Source organism: Dyadobacter sp. LHD-138, from assembly GCF_030929615.1.
Taxonomy (GTDB): Bacteria; Bacteroidota; Bacteroidia; order Cytophagales; family Spirosomataceae; genus Dyadobacter.
This window is the reverse complement of record NZ_JAVFVU010000035.1, coordinates 43,233-62,910: the sequence shown is the minus strand read 5'-3', so window position 1 is coordinate 62,910 and position 19,678 is coordinate 43,233. Positions and strand designations below refer to the sequence as shown.

At 44.8% G+C, this 19,678-nt stretch carries 16 protein-coding genes; 10 read left to right on the top strand and 6 right to left on the bottom strand.

Going from position 1 to position 19,678, the window contains the following annotated elements; translation table 11 throughout:
* The first annotated feature begins 235 nt into the window (after positions 1–235).
* Positions 236–904: a flavodoxin reductase gene (locus tag RB622_RS23250; RefSeq protein ID WP_308049103.1), complete on the top strand. Its 669-nt coding sequence runs from the start codon at positions 236–238 to the stop codon at positions 902–904.
* Positions 905–942: 38 nt separating this feature from the next.
* On the opposite strand, the gene RB622_RS23245 is transcribed toward RB622_RS23250, so the two are convergent.
* The 4 genes from RB622_RS23245 to RB622_RS23230 form a co-directional block, all read right to left on the bottom strand.
* Positions 943–1,611 (bottom strand): response regulator transcription factor, encoded by a 669-nt coding sequence (locus RB622_RS23245; protein WP_308049102.1) that lies wholly within the window; start codon positions 1,609–1,611, stop codon positions 943–945.
* 20 nt (positions 1,612–1,631) lie between these two features.
* Positions 1,632–2,426, bottom strand: a complete 795-nt coding sequence (locus RB622_RS23240; protein ID WP_308049101.1) for an ATP-binding protein — start codon at positions 2,424–2,426, stop codon at positions 1,632–1,634.
* Complete coding sequence (locus RB622_RS23235) at positions 2,405–3,055, bottom strand: hypothetical protein (RefSeq protein WP_308049100.1); 651 nt, start codon at positions 3,053–3,055, stop codon at positions 2,405–2,407. Before RB622_RS23235 ends, RB622_RS23240 begins: the two co-directional genes overlap by 22 nt.
* Before the next feature lie 107 nt (positions 3,056–3,162).
* Positions 3,163–3,855, bottom strand: coding sequence for a hypothetical protein (locus RB622_RS23230; protein ID WP_308049099.1), 693 nt, complete (start codon positions 3,853–3,855; stop codon positions 3,163–3,165).
* 327 nt (positions 3,856–4,182) lie between these two features.
* On the opposite strand from RB622_RS23230, the gene RB622_RS23225 reads away from it, so the two are divergent.
* The 8 genes from RB622_RS23225 (at position 4,183) to RB622_RS23190 (ending at position 12,776) form a co-directional block, all read left to right on the top strand.
* The gene (locus RB622_RS23225) at positions 4,183–4,362 is read left to right on the top strand and encodes a hypothetical protein (RefSeq protein WP_308049098.1); all 180 of its coding nucleotides are present in this window, start codon (positions 4,183–4,185) and stop codon (positions 4,360–4,362) included.
* A 4-nt stretch (positions 4,363–4,366) separates the two neighbouring features.
* Positions 4,367–5,065 carry a hypothetical protein gene (locus RB622_RS23220; RefSeq protein ID WP_308049097.1) on the top strand — a complete coding sequence of 233 codons (699 nt, stop codon included), beginning with the start codon at positions 4,367–4,369 and terminating at the stop codon, positions 5,063–5,065.
* Positions 5,066–5,796: 731 nt separating this feature from the next.
* Complete coding sequence (locus tag RB622_RS23215; RefSeq protein ID WP_308049096.1) at positions 5,797–6,306, top strand: tail fiber protein; 510 nt, start codon at positions 5,797–5,799, stop codon at positions 6,304–6,306.
* A gap of 44 nt (positions 6,307–6,350) precedes the next feature.
* A complete protein-coding gene (locus tag RB622_RS23210) occupies positions 6,351–6,857 on the top strand; it encodes a tail fiber protein (protein ID WP_308049095.1) in 507 nt (168 codons plus the stop codon).
* A 50-nt stretch (positions 6,858–6,907) separates the two neighbouring features.
* Positions 6,908–7,423 (top strand): tail fiber protein, encoded by a 516-nt coding sequence (locus RB622_RS23205; protein WP_308049094.1) that lies wholly within the window; start codon positions 6,908–6,910, stop codon positions 7,421–7,423.
* 44 nt (positions 7,424–7,467) lie between these two features.
* On the top strand, positions 7,468–7,971 hold the full coding sequence (locus RB622_RS23200) for a GNAT family N-acetyltransferase (RefSeq protein ID WP_308049093.1): 504 nt from the start codon (positions 7,468–7,470) through the stop codon (positions 7,969–7,971).
* Complete coding sequence (locus RB622_RS23195) at positions 7,953–8,261, top strand: DUF6916 family protein (protein WP_308049092.1); 309 nt, start codon at positions 7,953–7,955, stop codon at positions 8,259–8,261. Before RB622_RS23200 ends, RB622_RS23195 begins: the two co-directional genes overlap by 19 nt.
* Positions 8,262–8,312: 51 nt before the next feature.
* The gene (locus RB622_RS23190) at positions 8,313–12,776 is read left to right on the top strand and encodes an Ig-like domain-containing protein (protein WP_308049091.1); all 4,464 of its coding nucleotides are present in this window, start codon (positions 8,313–8,315) and stop codon (positions 12,774–12,776) included.
* A gap of 109 nt (positions 12,777–12,885) precedes the next feature.
* Here RB622_RS23190 and RB622_RS23185 read toward each other — a convergent pair whose 3' ends face one another.
* Together RB622_RS23185 and RB622_RS23180 are read right to left on the bottom strand one after the other, a co-directional pair.
* Positions 12,886–14,136 (bottom strand): ATP-binding protein, encoded by a 1,251-nt coding sequence (locus tag RB622_RS23185; RefSeq protein ID WP_308049090.1) that lies wholly within the window; start codon positions 14,134–14,136, stop codon positions 12,886–12,888.
* 323 nt (positions 14,137–14,459) lie between these two features.
* The gene (locus tag RB622_RS23180; RefSeq protein ID WP_308049089.1) at positions 14,460–15,530 is read right to left on the bottom strand and encodes an LLM class flavin-dependent oxidoreductase; all 1,071 of its coding nucleotides are present in this window, start codon (positions 15,528–15,530) and stop codon (positions 14,460–14,462) included.
* Between the two features lie 348 nt (positions 15,531–15,878).
* Between RB622_RS23180 and purL the strand changes: the two genes are divergently transcribed.
* Positions 15,879–19,544: a phosphoribosylformylglycinamidine synthase gene (purL, locus tag RB622_RS23175; RefSeq protein ID WP_308049088.1), complete on the top strand. Its 3,666-nt coding sequence runs from the start codon at positions 15,879–15,881 to the stop codon at positions 19,542–19,544.
* The last annotated feature ends 134 nt before the right edge of the window (positions 19,545–19,678 follow it).

Sequence of the window (19,678 nt, the reverse complement as noted above, 5' to 3'; positions counted from 1 at the left end):
TAGAAAGTTGCGAAAGTAAGGAATTTTACATTTGTTGAGATAAATGATCAAGATGCGAAAACAATTTAAATCCTGCCTAAAAACGAAATAATAGCGTTCGGGATTTAATCGCGATAGCTTTTTTCGCGATGAGCCTAAAATAGAGGAAACAGACTTTTTTTTGTCTGTAAAAGAAGCTATTTTTAGTCAGCTCGTCAGCGAAAAGTTAGAGTCCGCGTTTTAAAAATGAAATATCATGGCAGATTATCAGGTAAAAGTCATTGCGGTTAAAACGATAACCCATAACGTGCATTCCTTTGCGGTAGAAAAACCGGACGGGTTTAGTTTCAACCCGGGCGAGGCGACAGATCTTTCCATTCTGAAAGAAAGCTGGAAGGATGAAAAGCGGCCATTCACTTTTACGTCAATACCCGAAAATCCGGTGCTGGAATTTACGATCAAATCATATACCGACCATGACGGTGTAACCAATCAGCTGACGTTGGTAAAACCCGGTGATATTTTCGAAATAAGTGACGCCTGGGGAGCTATTGCGTACAAGGGCGAAGGCGTTTTTCTGGCAGGCGGAGCCGGGGTAACACCTTTTATCGCCATTCTTAGGGCGTTGTATGCTGAAGGGAAAGTCGGCAATAACCGGCTGTTCTTTTCTAACAAAACGACGGCTGATATTATCCTGAAAGAAGAATTTGAAAAGATGCTTGGATATAACTTTTTCAATATCATTTCCTCTGAACAGGCGGCAGGCTATGCGCACGGAAGGATTACCAAAGATTTTCTGCAAAAGCATATTGAAGATTTTAATCAACCCTTTTATGTTTGTGGCCCGGATGCTTTTACGTCCTCGGTTTTGGATGCGTTGCAGGAGCTTGGCGCAAATCCCGATGCGCTGGTGTTTGAAAAATAAGCCCGGGATAACAGACGTTTTGAAGAGGAGGGGTACGTTTACATTTCGATCAGCCCGTGTTTCACAGCGAAAACCACCAGGCTTACCGAGTTGGTGACGCCTGTTTTTAAAAGCAGATTTTTGCGGTGCCCTTCCACGGTGCGGTAACTTATAAAAAGTGCTTCCGCGATTTGCTGGGTATTTTGTCCTTTGCAGATTAGCCGAAGAACATCCATTTCACGGTCTGTTAAAACAATGTTTTCAGATTCTATGACGGTGCTTTTTTTGAGATTCTTGCGTTGGCTCATTTGGAGTGCCTCGCGTAAAACCGCGGCAATCTCGTCATCCATATAATGTCCTTTTTCGTGAACCTGATCAATGGCTTCTACGAGTTTTCGCTGGTCAATGTCCTTGGGCAGATATCCGTGCACGCCGATCTTCATCATTTGACGAATATAGTCGTGCGAATAATTCATTGACAGAATAATAATTTTCATATCCGGATAGTCGTGGCGGATAATAATACTGGCCTGCTGACCGCTCATACCTTTCATATTCAGGTCTAACAGTACAATGTCCGGCGTAACTGAGCACAACTGTTCAAACATTTCTTCAGCCGATGATGCTTCGAAAACAACATCGTAGTGATTGAACTTTTCTAAGATTTGGATCAGCCCTTGGCGGAACAGGGTGTGATCGTCAATGACAGCTAGTTTTAGCGTTTTCATGGTCGTGGAAATCGTTGCGTTTAGGCAGTAACGGGGATAGTAATTAAAATCTCCGTCCCGGTTATTGCCGATGAGTTTACTGAAAGTTGCCCGTTAATCAGCTCTGCACGGATTTTGATCCCGCTCAGACCCATTGAAGTGGTTTTGGTAAGATCCGTTTTCTGATAATCGAAACCGCTTCCGTTGTCCGAAATCAACAACAATAACAGTTTGTTTTCCTGGGTCAGACTGACTTCAATCAGGCTTGGATTTGCATGTTTAAGTGCATTGCCCGAAGCTTCCTGAATGATCCGGTACAGGCCAAGCTCCGTTTCTTTTTCTAATGTTGTATCAAAATCAATATAACATTCGGTACGAATCCCGCCAGCCTGAATCCGGGTCATGAGCATGTGTATCGCCTGCCGGAAGCCGAAATTTTCCAAAATCAAAGGTGAAAGGTTCTGCGCAATTTGCCGGATATCCTGTACAATATTACCGATAATACCACTGGCATCGCCCGCCAGCCGCATCATTTCTGTCGGAGAATTTTCATATTGAATCTGATTGATATAGAGCTTAGCTGCCGATAATGAAACACCAATTTCGTCATGGAGATCTCTTGAAATTCTCTCTCTCTCATTTTCCTGTGAGCGTACGACAATGCTGGTCAGATTTTTTTGATACGCCAGCGCCTGGTCCTGCATATCTTTCTGTTGACGGTGCAGTTTACGCTGATAGAGCATAATGAACAGCACAATAGCCAGCGATAGAAAAAGTACAAAGGCCAGGCCTCCAAACAGCAGGTGTGCGAATTCTAGTTCTGCGGGCTTTTCCATAGGGCGAAAGTGTAGATCAGGTATAATACGCAGTTTAAAGATGCATGGATAATCCAGATCTGGTAATTCAGTTTTTGAGAATATTGCAGTATAAAATTAATAAACAGGAAGATGAAAAAGTTTCCCGCGAAAAAAATCAACAGACCAGTCGATACACAAAACATAGGAGTCGACCATAAATTGGACAATGGCTGGTTTACATATAATTTGTAATAATAAAAAAGGATAATGGAGATCAGTACAATGCTTTCGACTAATCTACCGCTGTTGTCGATCAGGTTGATCCGGCTTGAAACCTGAAGGGTTTTGTAGCTGACATAAGCCGTAAAAAGCATAATAAGCCAGATTTTTAATTTGGAAAGAAATTTGTTTTGCAGTTCCATGCTGTAAATCCAGATGAGAAAGGCAAATTCAACGTTGACGTAAACCGGCCATAAAAACAAATTTGAAATCTTGTAAAGCCAGAGAATGCGGGAAATTGATTCAATAATCAGGGCGAAAAAAATAAGGAAACTCAAAAGTTTCAGGGGGGTGTCAAGCTTTTTAAATTTAATCGCACCGGTTACGGACGCGACGAGTATGGGTAAAAAGGCAAAAAAAATGATAAGCTGTTCGCTCGAATAATGCATGACTTAACCAAAATATCGTGGAGTAGATAAAGCTGTTGCCGTCACAATACAGAAGCCGGATTGGTGACATCTAAAATTATGACAGCAACGTGGACAGGATATTTATTTTAACAGGTTCTCGGGCAAGGAGCGGTCAGGTCATAGTATGCGTCAGGATCACCCTGCAAAGTTGCGCCAGATGAATCTGCATTTTGCGCATGAAGTACCACGCCGAAGGTTGAGGTGACTTTTTTTGTGGTAAGATAGTTTACCCCATAATATTCGTGAAGTACAAAAACCACGTTGATATCCGGCGCTGTCCGGAATGTAAATAATGTTTCAATAAACTCTTTCAGCGAATAATTGTAACCTCTTGTGAAGCCATACGGCGTAACGAAGTTCTTGCTGGTAACCTCCCCGGCTCCTGCCGTTACGAGCCAGTTTTTTTTCCATTGCTTGATCAGCTCGGCGGGTACCCGTCCTTGCTCGCCCAACGCGGCGTCTGGTGTGTAGTAATTTTTTTTGCTGGGAACATAATATGGGGTCATGATCTGGCCCGTGCTATCTGTGCCGAACAGGATGATTTCAAAATCTTTGGTTTCTAAATTAAGTCCAAATCTGATTTTAATTGTGCTCACGCCCGTCGTCGACAAAAGCGAGCTCATGTTGCGGCTGTTGAAAACGACGCCGGAGAGAATCTGTTCTCCGTTCTTGAAAAAATCGAAAGGGTTTGGATCAAATTCCAGTTTTTGCCAGGCAAATGCCCAGTTCTCAAAAACCTGTTCAGAAATTAGCTGAGCCGTCGAGTTGATGTTGGTCATAATGAATTTGGGTTTACAGTATTCCTACTGTTAAAGTGGAAAATTAAACAGGGAAAAGATATGAACTGAAAGTGTGCGAAAAATGCTGTCACGGACGTAGGAAACGATGCGAAAATGTCCAGGCTGATCGGTCGGCTAATGTATGTTAAATTATATAGATCACCAAAAAAAGGATATTGATTTTACTTTTTGGTTACATAACCCCGTAAAACACGTGTTTTTGAAAACACGTGTTTTACGGTTTAAGTAGCGGACCGTTTTAGCGGATCTTTGAAGTGTCAAAAGGCAGGCAAATATGAGGAAGTCATTCTTACATGCTCTTTAAAAATGGAAGTAACAGAAGAAATTCACGATCCCGGTCTTGGAAGGGCTGTCGAATCTTTCCCGGGGAGAGGTCTCTCTTTTGTATTTTCGACAATAGGAATATTCGGATCTGGCCCGGATTTTTTGAACGGTTCGATTCAGCGTATCGGAATAACCGTTTTCACGCATGATCTGAGGTATTGAGTTTATGACAGTTTTAGCAAATGATAGGCTTGGGCAGCTGTTTAGGGTTCCGGAAAAGACCTGGACGGTGATCAATAAAAGGGTAGGTGAGGCGGCTGCGGCTGCGGAAGTGACAGGTTATATCGAGCAGTATATTCCAGAGTTTCCGTTGCTGATCAATGTTTGTGAAATTTGGAAAAATCACACGCATGATAGCCTTCTTTTGCAATCCGAAGGTATTACTCTGTACGCCCGAGATGCGGCCGAAGGGTTCGGTGGACTTTTAGACACAATGCAAACGATGGATATCTCCTCTGACAAGTTTCCGGATGACATAGCACAGCGGGCCTGGGGGTTGCTGAAAGCACTGGACGAGAGTACGGACCGTGTTAGTAAGTCCATACTGGGGATTGAAGCTCAGGTTAGTGATTTTCTTGCTGTAAATGAGGAGATTGACAGGCAGATTGCGAGATATAAAGACAAGTTGGGATTGTCCTGGGAGTCTTTTGGAAATATAATCCCCGAAATGAACCTGGCGGTAGGAGAGATGAGCCGGGGCTGGTGGAACCTTTCGCAGCAATTAGGGGAGCTAACACCGGACAGGTCTTTATTATGGCTTCAAAAGCCCGATATTGAAACGGCGCTCATCTGCTGGGAAAATCTGGAACTGGACGCAGCATATTTTCGTGGCGTCGCCAAAACGCAGAAATTTTACGACGAATAAGTTGAACAAAATACTATCATTTGAGATAGTAAAAGACTCAGAATTCAAAGATGTTAAAATCGTTTGCTGCACTGTGCACACCACATACGGATTAGATATTAAAGACTTTTTTCCTCCTCTTAAGTGCATAACATCAGGCTGACCGGAATCCTGGCCCAATAACACTCAGCGTTCATTGTGCCAGGTTATACGGCATTTAAAAAGTCCATTCCATTGCTTTTGCGATGGAATGGCTTACCGTTTTTTTGGTGTATCGGCGGAAATTAACCAGGTTGTTTTGCATAACATATTTATTGTAAAATGATTATGTGTTTTAGTTGCCGGTGTTTGACAGAAGATATTATTGTTGAATAGGTAGCGCTAAAAAATGTAGAAATTTACTCGAATAAATTCGGCTATTAAATTGGAGATTTCTTGATGATTTATAGTGATATTTTACTAATATTTGTACTAATTATAGCACGACCCGAATCTTAAACATGCTTACTTTAAATGATGACACTTGATAAGATCAATCTTGGTCAGACCGTACCTTTAAGTCTCAGTTTTAGCCTCACCTTTGAGCATACCGGCAGGATGTTGACCTGAATCTTTGATGAATTTTATAGCATTAAAATAAAAAACATCTGTTTTTAGATGCACGTTTATAGAACTTTTAAAACCGGAAATTGTCTCAAAAGCTTTTGATACCTGTACTTTTCAATAACCCTTTGAATTAACCATCTTATACTATGGCAGAACCGTTCCTATCCGAGATTAGATTAATGAGCTTTGTCTTTGCGCCCAGGGGCTGGGCATTGTCTAATGGGCAACTGTTGCCCATAAACCAAAACCAGGGGTTGTTTTCGCTGCTGGGAACCACTTTTGGTGGAGATGGCCGTGTAAATTTTGCGTTACCGGATTACCGTGGCCGGGCACCGATTCATGTGGGGTCCGGCCATACGTTAGGTGAAAGAGGAGGGGAGCAAGCGCATACGCTGAGTATATCAGAGCTCCCGACGCACACCCACGTTTTAAATGCGGTGGATACCGGATCGTCGGATGCCAACGTCAATGTACCGGCGGGGAATCTCTTTTCTAATGCCAAGCCAAACAATCTTTACCAGAACACGGCCAGTGGCCTTACGCCCACCGTTGGTGTTTCCAACGTTGGAGGAAGCCAGGCGCATCTCAACATGCAGCCGTTTCTGACCATTTCCTTTTGTATTGCGCTGCAGGGAATTTTCCCTAGTCCGAATTAAAACCAAACCCGATCCTAATTTTCAAAATTAACGATAAGAAATAAATGGCACAGCCCTATGTAGGAGAAATCAGAATGTTTGCGGGAAATTTCGCTCCCGCCGGCTGGAATTTCTGCGAAGGACAATTACTTCCGATATCGGAAAACGAAACGCTTTTTCAATTAATAGGTACTACTTATGGTGGAGACGGCGAAAGTACTTTTGCAATGCCTGACCTGCGTGGCAGAATTCCTATCCATCAGGGAAATGGTTTTATTCTGGCAGAGACCGGAGGCGCAGAGGAAATCACGCTTACCGTTCAACAGATTCCGGGCCACAATCACCCGCTGATGGCCTCGACGAACATCGCGAATACGGCTCAGCCCGCCAATGCAGTGCTGGGGACGGCCTCATCCGTTTCGATGTATATTAGCGAACCGCCAGCGGGAGCGCCGATGAATGTGGCAAGTATTGCGCCGACGGGAGGTAGCCAGCCGCATACAAACTTTCAGCCATACCTTTGTGTGAATTTTATCATTTCTCTTTTTGGTATTTTCCCGTCGCCAACCTAAGCTTTTCGTACCGTTGGTGGACTTATTATACTTTAACTTTAATCAATATTATGGATCCTTTTGTCGCTGAGATAAGAATATTTCCCTTCAATTTTGCGCCCAGAGGATGGGCCTGGTGTGACGGTCAGCTATTGCCGCTCTCACAAAATACAGCGTTGTTTTCTTTGCTGGGTACTACTTATGGCGGGAACGGGAAATCGAATTTTGCCTTACCTGACTTACAGGGAAGATCACCGATGCACCCTGGCCAGGGTCCCGGATTGTCCCTACATGACCTTGGAGAGACAGGTGGCTCTGAAACCGTAACGTTACTGGAGTCTGAAATACCCTCTCATGCGCATGCTGTGGGTGATTCGCCAGAGCCGGGAGAGGTAAAAACGCCGACCGGGAACACGATTGCCAGGTCACTAGGTGGGAATATATATGTTGCCGGCAATCCGAATGTCACCATGAATGGTACTTCACTCGCTCCTGTGGGCGGTGATCAGCCGCATAATAATTTACAACCTTATCTGACGACCTATTTTTGTATCGCCTTGCAAGGTGTTTTTCCACCAAGAGGTTAATCAGATAAAGTATTGAGACCATTTTACTTATTTAAGTATAACCAATGACGCTTAAGCTTACAAACCCTTCTCTTTTTCTCAGGCCAATTGAGGAAAAAGACATGCCTTTACTGCTGGAAATGTATGCCAGCACGCGAAAGGATGAAATGGAGAGGGTTCCCAACTGGCCTGAAATCATGAAAATGGAATTTATTTCCGGCCAGTTTCGCGCGCAGCACGAACATTATCAGAGGAATTATCCGGGAGCATACTTCTGGGTGATCGAACTGGATACAAAACAAATAGGACGTTTATATCTGCATACAGATTATCAGTCCAAAGAAGTCCGGATTATTGATATTACGATTTTGCCTGAATTCAGAAATCGCAAGATAGGCGGGGGAATTCTGTCCGACCTTATGACAACAGCGGCGGAGATGCAAAAACCTTTGCGTATTCATGTCGAATCCTTCAATCCCGCTAAAAACCTTTACAACAGGTTAGGGTTTAAAAAAATAAGTGAAACCAACGGAGTCTATCATTTAATGGAATGGAAACATACGATCTAAGTAAAATAACTGCTGCCGATTTTAGTGAATACCTGGATCAAACGATGGATATCCATTTTTCAGAGACGGGTGCTGTTGCGGCCAGCGTTGTTAAAGTCACAGACCTGGACAATTACTCTCCACTGGAAAGAGGAGCGTTTTCGGTTGTGCTTCAAACAATTGGCGACAATGCGCACCACCCTCAGGGAATTTATGTGATCGAGCATCCGGAAAACAAAAAGCTTGAAGTTTTTTTAGTGCCGATCGGTCCCGGTCAAAATGGAATGAAATATGAAGCCGTTTTCTCCTGATGATGTCAGGGGATACCGGCGGGAAAACTTTCTTATACTCAATAACTGAACATGAAAAACTTTTACCTATTTCTCGCAGGACTTGCCTTGCTTGCATCGGGTGTGCCATTCCTCAATAACACTAAAGATGGTTTTCTTTACGATGTATTGGTATCCGAAAAAGCAGAAAAGCCAGCGGAAGCTGCCATTAAACAGCTAGCCTATTCTCCCTTAACAAAAAGCAGGCTGAAAAGCCACGCGTTGGTTGCGCCGACCATTTCGGCTACCAACGTTTATGCATTGACCAACGATACCGGATTGCCGGGTGCTTCTGCCGGTGATGAACTGGAATACACGGTTACAATCAACAACAGTGGCACGGATGCTGCGGGCGTGAAGTTTACGGAGCAGATCGACCCGAATACCACGCTGGTGCCCAACTCTTTAAAAGTCAGTCCGATTGCGGTAAATGAAACGTATACGACGATCGGAAATGCCGGTTTGAATGTGCTCGCTGCGAATGGCGTATTGGCCAATGATATAAGCCCAAATGGGGCTGTTTTGAGTATCTCCGGTTCAACTACGATCCCAACAACAGAAGGCGGTTCGGTTACCATGAATCTCGCAACCGGTGCATTTGTCTACGAGCCAAAGGCAGGTTTTACAGGTGCTGATACTTTTACCTATACCTTGCAGAATGGTTCAGGACTGACTGCAGCCGCTACAGTGACCATCACTTCCAGCGGCATGATCTGGTTTATTAAAGAAGGAGCAACAGCTGTCGGTGCGAATGGCACCTTTGCCAAACCGTTTCCTTCGCTGGCAACTTTTCAGGCAATCAACAACAATACCGGATTTAATGCCAAAACAGGGCATACGATCTTCATTTATTCAGGCACTTACGATGGTTCGCTTACGCTACTTGCGAGCCAGAAACTTATCGGGCAGGCATCAGCAGAGTCGCTCAGCACGGTCACAGGGATAACGATTCCAATTGGTGGTCAATTGCCAGGTACCGGAGGAACGGCTCCGGCATTGACAAGTTCTGGCAGTGCGGTAACCGTTGGTTCAGGCAATACGATACGTGGACTTAATATTGGTAATACGACGGCAAATAAAATAACCGGCTCCAATTACGGAACGCTTAGGCTCAAGGAAATGTCGTTAAGTGGTAATGGACGGGCGCTCAATCTGGTAGCTGGTACATTGGATGCTACCCTTACGGTTTTATCCGCGGTGGTAACAGGGGCTACTTCCGGGATTGATGTAACAGCTACGAACGGTACGTTGACCGCCACCTCTGGCTCTGTTTCCGCAGGAGCGGCCAGTGCGATTAATATTTCCGGGAAAGCAGCTAATGACCGGTTAGCGATTACGCTGCCTTTTACAGCCGTTTCGTCGAATGGTGCTACCAAAGGGGTATCGGTTTCCAATACAAGTGGCACTTTCCAGATTTTGGGAAACAATACAGACTTGGGTTCGGGCGGCACAATCCAGAATATTTCTGCCCGTGGACTTGAATTTATCAATGCCAATGGTATTACAATCAAAAATATAAACCTTACCAATGCCAATACGGCTGAGGGGGCTGACGGGGGAGTACCAAGCAACGGAAATAACACGAACAGTAATGCCCCCGTGTACGCAAATAATGTAGTTGGGTTAACCATGGACAGGATCATTATTACAGGTACAACTGTTCAGCAAGGGATAAACCTGACTGACGTTACGACGCTGGCGCTCTCCAATAGCTCTGTTGCCAAGGCCGGAACGCCAGGGCAAGCCGAAGAAGGTTGTATTTATGCTGTCAATACCCAGGGTACAAACACGATCACGAGCTGTACTTTCTCAAATCCGGCAGGTCGGGTTGCCTATTTCAGAAATACGAGCAAAAATCTGGCATTGCTAACCGTAACCGGCTCAACTTTTCAGAACTCGCCCAATAATTCAGGGCTTTTGTTTGAAGGATATGGTACGGCTATTATGAGTCTTAAAGTTTTGGGAAATAGTCAGTTTCTTGCCTGCCAGACCGACGGTGTGGAGGTTTATGGAAACGAAAACGCGCAAATGTTTGCCGATATTCGTGCCAGCGTGATGAATAATCAAGGGAATGCCGGTAAGGGAATTGAGATCTCCGGTTCGGGGTCTGCATCCGTCAAGTTTAACGTAATCGGTAATACGGCTTACGGGAAAAATGGCACCGCCATTAATATGTTTGCCAATGCCAATGCGTACCTGGAAGGAACGGTTGAAGGCAATACCATTGAGAAAAACGGCGGCGGTGGCTCAGGGATTTTCTTTGACGCCGAGGGACCTACTGCAAAAGGGGTTATCAAAATACATAACAACCTCGTTAAAAATATCGAGTCAGACTTTGGGGTTGGTGTTTCTGTTAAATCAGTTAATACCACCAGAAGCGATGTGACGATATCGAATAATACTATTAACGTTGTCCATCTCAATGCATTTTATAATATTGATGTAAATGCGGTTACTAGCTACGTCAATAACAAAGCTAAAATTTGCGCGAATATTGCCGATAATACTGTTACCACGGTAACTAATGGGATATATTTGAGAGCAAAGTCAGGGATTGCTGCCGGCACTGAGGTACTTTTACAGGGTGAAGCTGCCAATGTTCCGGAGATTTGGAATCTCAATGGAAACTTGCCGGGCGGTGCTACTTCTTCGAATGTTCTTCAGAGCGGCGCGGGTACTTTCACTTTTAACCAAACCTGTGCAACGCCTAATGTGGCCGATCTGCGCGTTGCAGCTCCGGAAGAACTGGCTGAAAATGCGAGAAAGTCTGCTGTTGATTCTGCTGCGGCGTTGTCTCAAAAATCTGTTGAGACAGTCGCTCCCGTTGCTGCACCAGCCGTAATTAGCACGAACGAAGTTCCCAATGAAGCGGTTTCTTATGAAGCTGCCAGAACAGAAGCTCCGCTTGCCGGTGAAACGGTGACGGTAGACGGTGTTGGCGGAGCTGGCTTTGCGCTTCCGGCCGCGAAAAGCGTTACCATTAAGTTTAAGGTATTGATCAATGCCAATATTCCTGTAAGTACTTGTCTTGTTTCTACGCAGGGAACGGTCAGTGGAACAGGTTTTACTTCTGTTCTTACGGATGATCCGGGTAAAGCAGGTCTTGCAAATCCAACAGATACGCCGGTTGTTTCTGCGCCCGTTGTGACCTGTCCGGCTAACGTATCCGTGAGCCCGGATGCAGGAACGTGTACAGCGACTTTGTCGCCTGTCGCCACGGCACAAGGCTGTCCTGTGCCAACCATTACCTACCGCGTGGCGGGTAATGTGATTACCTTTCCTTATGTTTTCCCGGCGGGTGTAACAACCGTTGCGGTGACAGCAGCCAATGGTATCGGAAGCAACGCCCTTTGTTCATTTACCGTAACGGTAACGCCGACACCGGCACCGGTTATTGACCAGAACCCGGTTGCCAAGAGTATATGTGTGGGAGGAAATACGACGTTCGCCGTAACCACAGCAGCGCTCAACGTAACCTACCAATGGCAGAAAAAGCCGTTTGGCGGAGCTTTTGCAAACATCACGATCGGTCAGAATGCAACGGCTACCTCTGCTACATTGTCGTTGTCAAATATTCCTGTTGGAGATAATCTGTCTGAATACAGATGTATCATTACCAATGCCTGCACCAATGCAAGCACGTCTAATGCTGCTGTGCTGACGGTAAATCAGATCACCTCTTCTTCATTGACAGGTACGACTAGTACTGAAAAAGGCAAACCTGCTGTTCCGGTAACCTTTGGTGCTGTGGGAGGTACTCTGCCTTACGCGTTCAGTTATAAAATTAACAATGGACCTGACCTCAGTGTGTCAACGACGGGTGGTCAAAGTACGGCTGTTGTGAATCAGCCCACTACGACAGAAGGTACCTTTGTTTACAGCCTGAAAATTGTGACGGATAATCAGGGTTGTACATTTACACCTTCACCCGCACAATCTGCAACTGTATCTATTACGCCGGCATTACCTGTTACGCTGGTAGATTTTACCGCTTCAAAATCTGAGAAATCTGTTTTATTGCAGTGGAAAACGACCTTGGAAACCAACAGTGAAAAGTTTGATGTTGAACACAGCCAGGATGGCAAAAACTGGAATGTGGTTGGGACCAGAGAATCCAAAGGCGAAAGCACGGTGATGGTGAAGTATTCATTTACCCATAACGAGCCGACACCTGGCGAGAATCTTTATCGTCTGAAAATGATTGATAAAGATCAGACCTACGCATACAGCAGGATCGTCAGTGTAAGTTTTGATAACCTTGTGAAATCGGTGCTTTACCCGAATCCGGTTACAGATCAGCTGTTTTTGAACAGCGCGGATTGGAACAAGGTATCAGCCGTTGAAATCCATAACCTTGCCGGGAATCTGGTGTACAGATCGGGCAAAAATGTTTCAAAAACGATTTCTGTGAAAGATCTTCCGGTAGGTATGTACATCGTCTCCGTTATTCAGAAAACGGGCGCAGTTGATACGCATAAGGTGGTCGTAAACCGATAAATTGGTTTTGATAGCTGATTATCGCTTTAAAGTAAAAAAGTCAGGATGAGCGATCTTCCTGACTTTTTTTACTTTAAAGCGATAAATATTTTACAACATCACCTTTTATTTATTCAGTGATTACAGGTAACACAATAGAGAAAATGGTTCCTGTATCTGATTCAGACTCTGCGGTAATTGCCCCGCCATGAATTCGGACAATTTTGCGGCAATAAGCCAGTCCAACTCCTTTTCCCTCGGGGATCTGGGCGTGTGGCAGCTGAGAGAAGATGTCAAATATTTTTTCAAGCTGGGATTTTTCAATACCGATGCCATTGTCTTCCAAACGGATTTCAGCATAAGTCAGATCAGCCTGTTCTGTAAGAGCGTGATCTGTTTTTTTTGCCGGAATTCGCTTTGTCGTGACCCGTAAATGTAAAGGCTTGTCTTTTTTAGAAAACTTAATTGCGTTATGGATCAAATGATAAAACAGCTGCTCAATCTGCGATGGAATTCCCTGAATGGAGGGCAGCGTATCCGAGTCGAATGTCGCATTTTTTTCTTCCATATTATCGCTCAACTGCACCCGGACGTCGGTTATAACTTTATTCAGATCGACTTTTTCGAAGGATTGTTTCTGATGATCCAGATCTGAAAAATCGGATAAGTCTTTGATCATCATCGAAAATCTTTGCGCGTTAGAATTAATCTTCAGGGCAAAATCTTTTGTCCGGTGGTTGTCATTTGTATCGGTCGCATTCACCAGCATATTGCTGAACATCCTGATCTTACGGAGAGGCTCCTGTAAATTGTGGTGAGAAATATACCGATACTGACGGTTTTCGTCCAGCGAGTCGGTCAGCTGTCGCTTGAGCTCTTTGACGGCAACATTGCTTCTTTCCAGCAAATCGGCACTCTGCAAATGAAACGAAATCAGTTCCGCAAACAGGCTGAACATGCCCATGATCTTTGGATTGTTCAGCTCTGCCGGGTTAGGGTCAATGGCGCAAAGGGTTCCGAAAAAATCTCCGTTTTTTTTAATGATCGGGAACGAGATATAACTTTGAAGTCCGTAAAGTTTTGGTGTATGGTGGTTGTGGTAAACCTCGCTTTTGTCTACATGATCAATAACGACGGCTTCCCGCATGTCACGAATTTCGTTGCAAATCGTTGTTTCAATTTTTAACTCACCTCCCGAAACGAGGCCAAAGCCAATTTCATCCCTTACGTCACAGGCGATCCACCGATCCTGCGTTACCCTGGCAATCGCGGCAAACCCCATTCCGGTCGACCTGCAAATCACTTCCAGCATGGTCGGAACAATTGGAATTTGTTTTATATTTTCAATGTCCAGTGCTAGACTAGCGTCAGTATAATTCATTTTTGTCAAGTCTTTGATAACGGCCCGCTTCAAATATAGAAATTAACGACAGAATAACATTGATTTGACTTTTTTTGCTAGTATTTAGGAATCAGCAGTACGCTTCTCCAAGATTTTCAAACATTTTATTATCATTAATTCCACCCATCGTTTAAGGTTCTTTTCATTCCTAATTAATTTAATTGGTCATATCAATACCACGAAACGTTCCTATTGGAACGAAAACCACATCGATCTATCCCAGCTTCTACCAACGAAATGTCCCGATGGGACAAGGATCTTAGGATGCTCGGTGTTTTGCTCCGATAGGAACATTTTTTATTTTAAACCGCTAACGTATTAATCTCGTTGACAACCTGCGAGAAAAGCTGGTAAGATTTTATTCTGGCTTGATGATCAAAGATATGCGAGGTTGCCATGATCTCATCAACCTGTGTCTGTTCAAAGAATTTTTTGATCCGCTGTTTTAGTTTTTCAGGTCCGCCGATAAACGAATAAGCCAGCATCTGGCTCACGGCATGTTCCTCCTGAATTCCCCAGATATCATTCATATCTTCTACTGGCGGTTGTAAAAGTTTGCGCTTGCCGCTTACAACACCCAGAAAAAACTGCAATATCGAGGTCGACAACCAGTCAGCTTCCACATCCGTATCGGCAGCGACTACGTTCACACAAGCCATCACGTAAGGCTTGTCCAGATAAACTGACGGGCGGAAATTTTTTCGGTACAGTGCAATGGCTTCCAGGAAATAAGCCGGTGCGAAGTGGCTGGCAAAGGCATAAGGCAGGCCCATCGCTGCCGCCACACGCGCGCTGTCCGTACTCGAACCAAGTACCCAGATGGGAATATCCAGTCCTTCTCCCGGATTAGCCCGTACTTTACTGGTATGGTTATCTTTTGAAAAGAAAGTCTGCAGAGCCTGGATATCATTCGGGAAATTGTGCACGGCATTGAAATTTTCTCCGCGAATAGCACGCGCGGTAACTTGGTCGGTACCCGGCGCACGGCCCAGTCCGAGATCAATTCTCCCCGGGTACAACGAAGCCAGCGTTCCGAACTGCTCCGCAACGATAAGCGGGGCATGGTTGGGAAGCATAATGCCGCCGGAACCAACACGGATCGACGAAGTGCCACCGGCAATGTAGCCGATCAGTACCGAAGTCGCGGAGCTGGCAACACTGATCATGTTGTGATGTTCGGCGAGCCAGTAGCGGGTGTAGCCAAGTTTTTCGGCTGCACGCGCCAACTCCAGACTGGTTTTAAAGGTGTCAGCCGGTGTTTTTCCCTCAATCACGGTAGCGAGGTCGAGGACCGAATAAGCAACAGGTTTTGACTCTTTTGTCTGCATCATATCGAATATTTTTGACTGAATATCTGCCAGGATATTCTTCATTTTTAAAGTAATTCTGTTAAGTAACTGATGGTTTTGCACGATTAGCTACATGTTATAACTTAGATCAACACCAAAAGAATACGAATAGTTGAATAATCGTTCAAGAATTATTGAAGAAATTTTCTTTGGCAAGAGAAATGGCCGCTCAGGCCTTACAGCTTGCTTTTTTGACAAAGGAAACTATTGAAAAGGGTGGAGCACAGGTCAATTTCGTTACTTTTCAATAACTATGCCCGGGCACGGGAACCATTCAGGCTGATTCAGGTTTTTTAATTTATCAGAACTATTTTACGCTACGTATGGACATCGCGAAAATTTCAAAGTAACTTTGCGCCATAATAACATACCATGATTTATTTCTTTTCCAACGACCACGACACTGTTTTTGCTTTACAGATAGAGCGAACTCTCACCGAGCCTGACATTGCTAAACTAAGCTGGCTATTTGGCGGTGCAAAACTTCAAAAGGAAACCGTCCTAAAAAACTTCTTCGTTGGTCCGCGTGCCGCCATGATTACCCCATGGAGCACAAATGCCGTTGAGATTACCCAGAATATGGATATTCATGGAATCATCAGGATTGAGGAATTTAGAAAAGTTGAAGCGGATTTTACCGGTTTTGACCCGATGTTATCTCAGAAATACGATGAGCTTAACCAGGAAATATATCTGATCAGTCTTCAGCCGGAGCCAATTATCGAAATTAACGATGTGGCAGCGTACAACAAGCAGGAGGGACTTTCACTCAGCGATGAGGAAGTCGATTATTTGAATAAACTTTCTGAAAAAATTGGTCGTAAACTGACTGATTCAGAGGTTTTTGGGTTCTCGCAGGTTAACTCGGAGCATTGCCGTCACAAAATATTTAATGGTACGTTCGTCATCGACGGTGTGGAACAACCGACTTCATTGTTTAAGCTGATCCGTAAAACTTCTGAAGCAAATCCGAACGGAATTGTTTCGGCTTACAAGGATAACGTGGCTTTTGTAAAGGGCCCTCGTGTTCAGCAGTTTGCGCCGAAACGTGCGGATGTTCCGGATTATTATGAAATAAAGGATTTTGATTCGGTTATTTCTTTGAAAGCCGAAACACATAATTTCCCGACGACCGTTGAGCCATTCAACGGAGCGGCCACGGGGTCTGGCGGAGAGATCAGGGACAGACTTGCCGGTGGGCAAGGTTCATTGCCTTTGGCCGGAACAGCCGTTTATATGACTTCTTTTTCCCGTCTGGAAGAAAATCGCCCATGGGAAAAGGGCGTGGAGGAGAGAAAATGGTTGTATCAGACACCAATGGATATCCTCATCAAGGCTTCAAACGGAGCTTCCGATTTCGGAAATAAGTTTGGCCAGCCATTAATTACCGGGTCATTGCTGACTTTTGAGCATGAAGAAGATGCGAGAAAGCTTGGGTTTGACAAAGTGATCATGCAGGCCGGTGGTGTTGGTTATGGTAAAGCGGATCAGGCGAAAAAAGAAAAACCATCCGTTGACGACAAAATTGTTGTTTTAGGCGGAGAAAATTATAGAATCGGGATGGGCGGCGCTGCGGTTTCGTCTGCGGATACCGGCGCATTTGGTTTAGGTATTACTTTGAATGCGATTCAGCGTTCAAATCCTGAAATGCAGAAAAGAGTTGCCAACGCGGTTCGTGGTATGGTGGAAAGCGATAAGAATACGATCGTTTCCATTCATGATCATGGTGCGGGCGGACACTTGAACTGTCTTTCTGAACTGGTAGAAGAAACAGGCGGAAAGATTGATCTTGACAAATTACCGGTTGGAGATCCAACGCTTTCTGCGAAGGAAATTATCGGTAACGAGTCTCAGGAACGTATGGGACTCGTGATCAGCAAGGAAAATGCAGCAACCCTGCAAAGAATTGCGGACCGTGAAAGAGCGCCGATGTACACGGTAGGAGAGGTAACCTCTGACCACCGTTTCACATTCGAGTCGGCCACAACAGGAGCCAAGCCAATGGATCTTGAAATGGATGACATGTTTGGAAGTTCTCCAAAGGTGGTTATGAACGACAAAACTATTGAAAGGACTTATCAGCCCGTGACTTATGATGCTGCCAACCTTGCTGCTTACCTTGAACAGGTACTTCAGCTTGAAGCGGTTGCAAGTAAAGACTGGCTTACCAATAAAGTTGACCGCTGTGTGGGTGGGCGTGTGGCAAAACAGCAATGTGCAGGCCCGCTTCAATTGCCTTTGAACAACTGCGGTGTGATGGCGCTGGATTATCAGGGTAAAGACGGAATTGCGACATCCATCGGACATGCACCGCTTTCGGCGTTGATCGATCCTGCTGCGGGTAGCCGTAATGCAATTGCCGAGTCGTTGTCAAATATTGTGTGGGCTCCGCTTAAAGACGGTTTGGAAAGTGTATCGCTTTCGGCCAATTGGATGTGGGCTTGCAAGAATGCGGGTGAGGATGCGCGTTTGTATAAAGCAGTGCAGGCATGTTCCGAATTTGCAATCAGTCTGGGAATCAATATCCCGACAGGAAAAGATTCATTGTCGATGAAACAGAAGTACAAGGATGCAGAAGTGATTGCGCCGGGTACTGTGATCATTTCGGCAGCTGGCCATTCTGACGATATCAGGGCGGTGGTAGAGCCGGTTCTTCAAAAAGATGGTGGTGATATTTATTACATCAATCTTTCTGGTGACGCCTATAAACTCGGCGGTTCGTCTTTTGCACAGATTCTTAACAAAATAGGAAACGAGACACCGGACGTTTTGAACGCTGACGCATTTAAAAATGCATTCAATACGATTCAACAGTTGATCAAAGCCGGGAAAATCCAGGCAGGTCACGATGTGGGCAGCGGTGGTTTGATCACGACCCTTCTGGAACTTTGTTTTGCAGACCGCGATCTGGGCGCTTCTATTGATCTTTCTTCTTTGGGAGATCAGAATATGATTGAAAAGCTATTCGCTGAAAATATCAGTATCGTTTTCCAGGCGGATAAATCTGCTGAGGTGATTTTGGATGCCAATGGTGTAACTTATCACAAAATAGGTTCTGTTGCTTCAAAAGCGGCTTTGACCGTTAAAGATGCAAGCGGAAGCTGGAATTTTGACGTCGATCATTTGCGTGATGTTTGGTTCAAAACTTCTTTCCTGCTGGATCAGAAACAGAGCGGTGAAGTGAAAGCCAGAGAGCGTTACGACAACTATAAAAACCATGTGCTGAACTACACTTTCCCAATTCAGTTTGACGGGAAAGCGCCAGTAATTGATCCTTCAAAACCAAGACCGAAAGCGGCTGTTCTTCGTGAGAAGGGAAGTAATTCGGAAAGAGAACTTGCCAACGCGATGTATCTGGCGGGTTTTGATGTGAAAGATGTACACATGACTGACTTGATCTCGGGCCGTGAAACGCTGGAAGATATTCAGTTTATCGGTGCCGTTGGCGGATTTTCTAATTCAGATGTATTGGGTTCTGCAAAAGGCTGGGCCGGAGCATTTTTATACAATGAAAGAGCAAAACTTTCACTGGAAAACTTCTTCAAACGTGATGATACACTTTCAGTAGGTATTTGTAACGGATGTCAGCTGTTTGTTGAGCTGGGTCTGATCAATGCGGATCACGAAGAGAAACCTAAAATGCTTCATAACGAGAGTCATAAGCACGAAAGTGGTTTTACTTCACTGACCATTCAGGAAAACAATTCGGTGATGTTGTCGACACTTTCCGGCAGTACGCTGGGTGTCTGGATCTCACATGGCGAAGGTAAATTTGCGCTTCCTTATACAGAAGACAAATATAAGATCGTAGCCAAATACGCTTATGAAACGTATCCGGCGAACCCGAACGGATCGGATTACAATACGGCGATGATGTGTGATAATTCAGGAAGACACCTGGTGATGATGCCGCATATCGAACGTTCGCTATTCCAATGGCACTGGGCTAATTATCCGGCAGGCAGAAACGACGAAGTTTCTCCATGGATTGAAGCTTTCGTGAACGCAAGAAAATGGATCGAAACGTCGGGAAAGTAAGGTTATCGTATCTGTTTTGAAAAACAGGTTTAACAATAAAAGTAAAGTCGGTCGCGGGATTAATCCCGCGACCGACTTTTTTATAAATAGCGTTTGTAAATTAGAAGCTTCCCTTCAATGGCCATCAGGCTCCA

What these genes read in the sequence shown, in the direction of transcription:
- RB622_RS23215 (WP_308049096.1), top strand. Translation starts at nt 5,797, where the DNA reads ATGGCAGAACCGTTCCTATCCGAGATTAGATTAATGAGCTTTGTCTTT.
- RB622_RS23235 (WP_308049100.1), bottom strand. Translation starts at nt 3,055, where the DNA reads ATGCATTATTCGAGCGAACAGCTTATCATTTTTTTTGCCTTTTTACCC.
- RB622_RS23210 (WP_308049095.1), top strand. Translation starts at nt 6,351, where the DNA reads ATGGCACAGCCCTATGTAGGAGAAATCAGAATGTTTGCGGGAAATTTC.
- RB622_RS23220 (WP_308049097.1), top strand. Translation starts at nt 4,367, where the DNA reads ATGACAGTTTTAGCAAATGATAGGCTTGGGCAGCTGTTTAGGGTTCCG.
- RB622_RS23230 (WP_308049099.1), bottom strand. Translation starts at nt 3,855, where the DNA reads ATGACCAACATCAACTCGACGGCTCAGCTAATTTCTGAACAGGTTTTT.
- RB622_RS23185 (WP_308049090.1), bottom strand. Translation starts at nt 14,136, where the DNA reads ATGAATTATACTGACGCTAGTCTAGCACTGGACATTGAAAATATAAAA.
- RB622_RS23190 (WP_308049091.1), top strand. Translation starts at nt 8,313, where the DNA reads ATGAAAAACTTTTACCTATTTCTCGCAGGACTTGCCTTGCTTGCATCG.
- purL (WP_308049088.1), top strand. Translation starts at nt 15,879, where the DNA reads ATGATTTATTTCTTTTCCAACGACCACGACACTGTTTTTGCTTTACAG.
- RB622_RS23245 (WP_308049102.1), bottom strand. Translation starts at nt 1,611, where the DNA reads ATGAAAACGCTAAAACTAGCTGTCATTGACGATCACACCCTGTTCCGC.
- RB622_RS23205 (WP_308049094.1), top strand. Translation starts at nt 6,908, where the DNA reads ATGGATCCTTTTGTCGCTGAGATAAGAATATTTCCCTTCAATTTTGCG.
- RB622_RS23195 (WP_308049092.1), top strand. Translation starts at nt 7,953, where the DNA reads ATGGAAACATACGATCTAAGTAAAATAACTGCTGCCGATTTTAGTGAA.
- RB622_RS23250 (WP_308049103.1), top strand. Translation starts at nt 236, where the DNA reads ATGGCAGATTATCAGGTAAAAGTCATTGCGGTTAAAACGATAACCCAT.
- RB622_RS23225 (WP_308049098.1), top strand. Translation starts at nt 4,183, where the DNA reads ATGGAAGTAACAGAAGAAATTCACGATCCCGGTCTTGGAAGGGCTGTC.
- RB622_RS23240 (WP_308049101.1), bottom strand. Translation starts at nt 2,426, where the DNA reads ATGGAAAAGCCCGCAGAACTAGAATTCGCACACCTGCTGTTTGGAGGC.
- RB622_RS23200 (WP_308049093.1), top strand. Translation starts at nt 7,468, where the DNA reads ATGACGCTTAAGCTTACAAACCCTTCTCTTTTTCTCAGGCCAATTGAG.
- RB622_RS23180 (WP_308049089.1), bottom strand. Translation starts at nt 15,530, where the DNA reads ATGAAGAATATCCTGGCAGATATTCAGTCAAAAATATTCGATATGATG.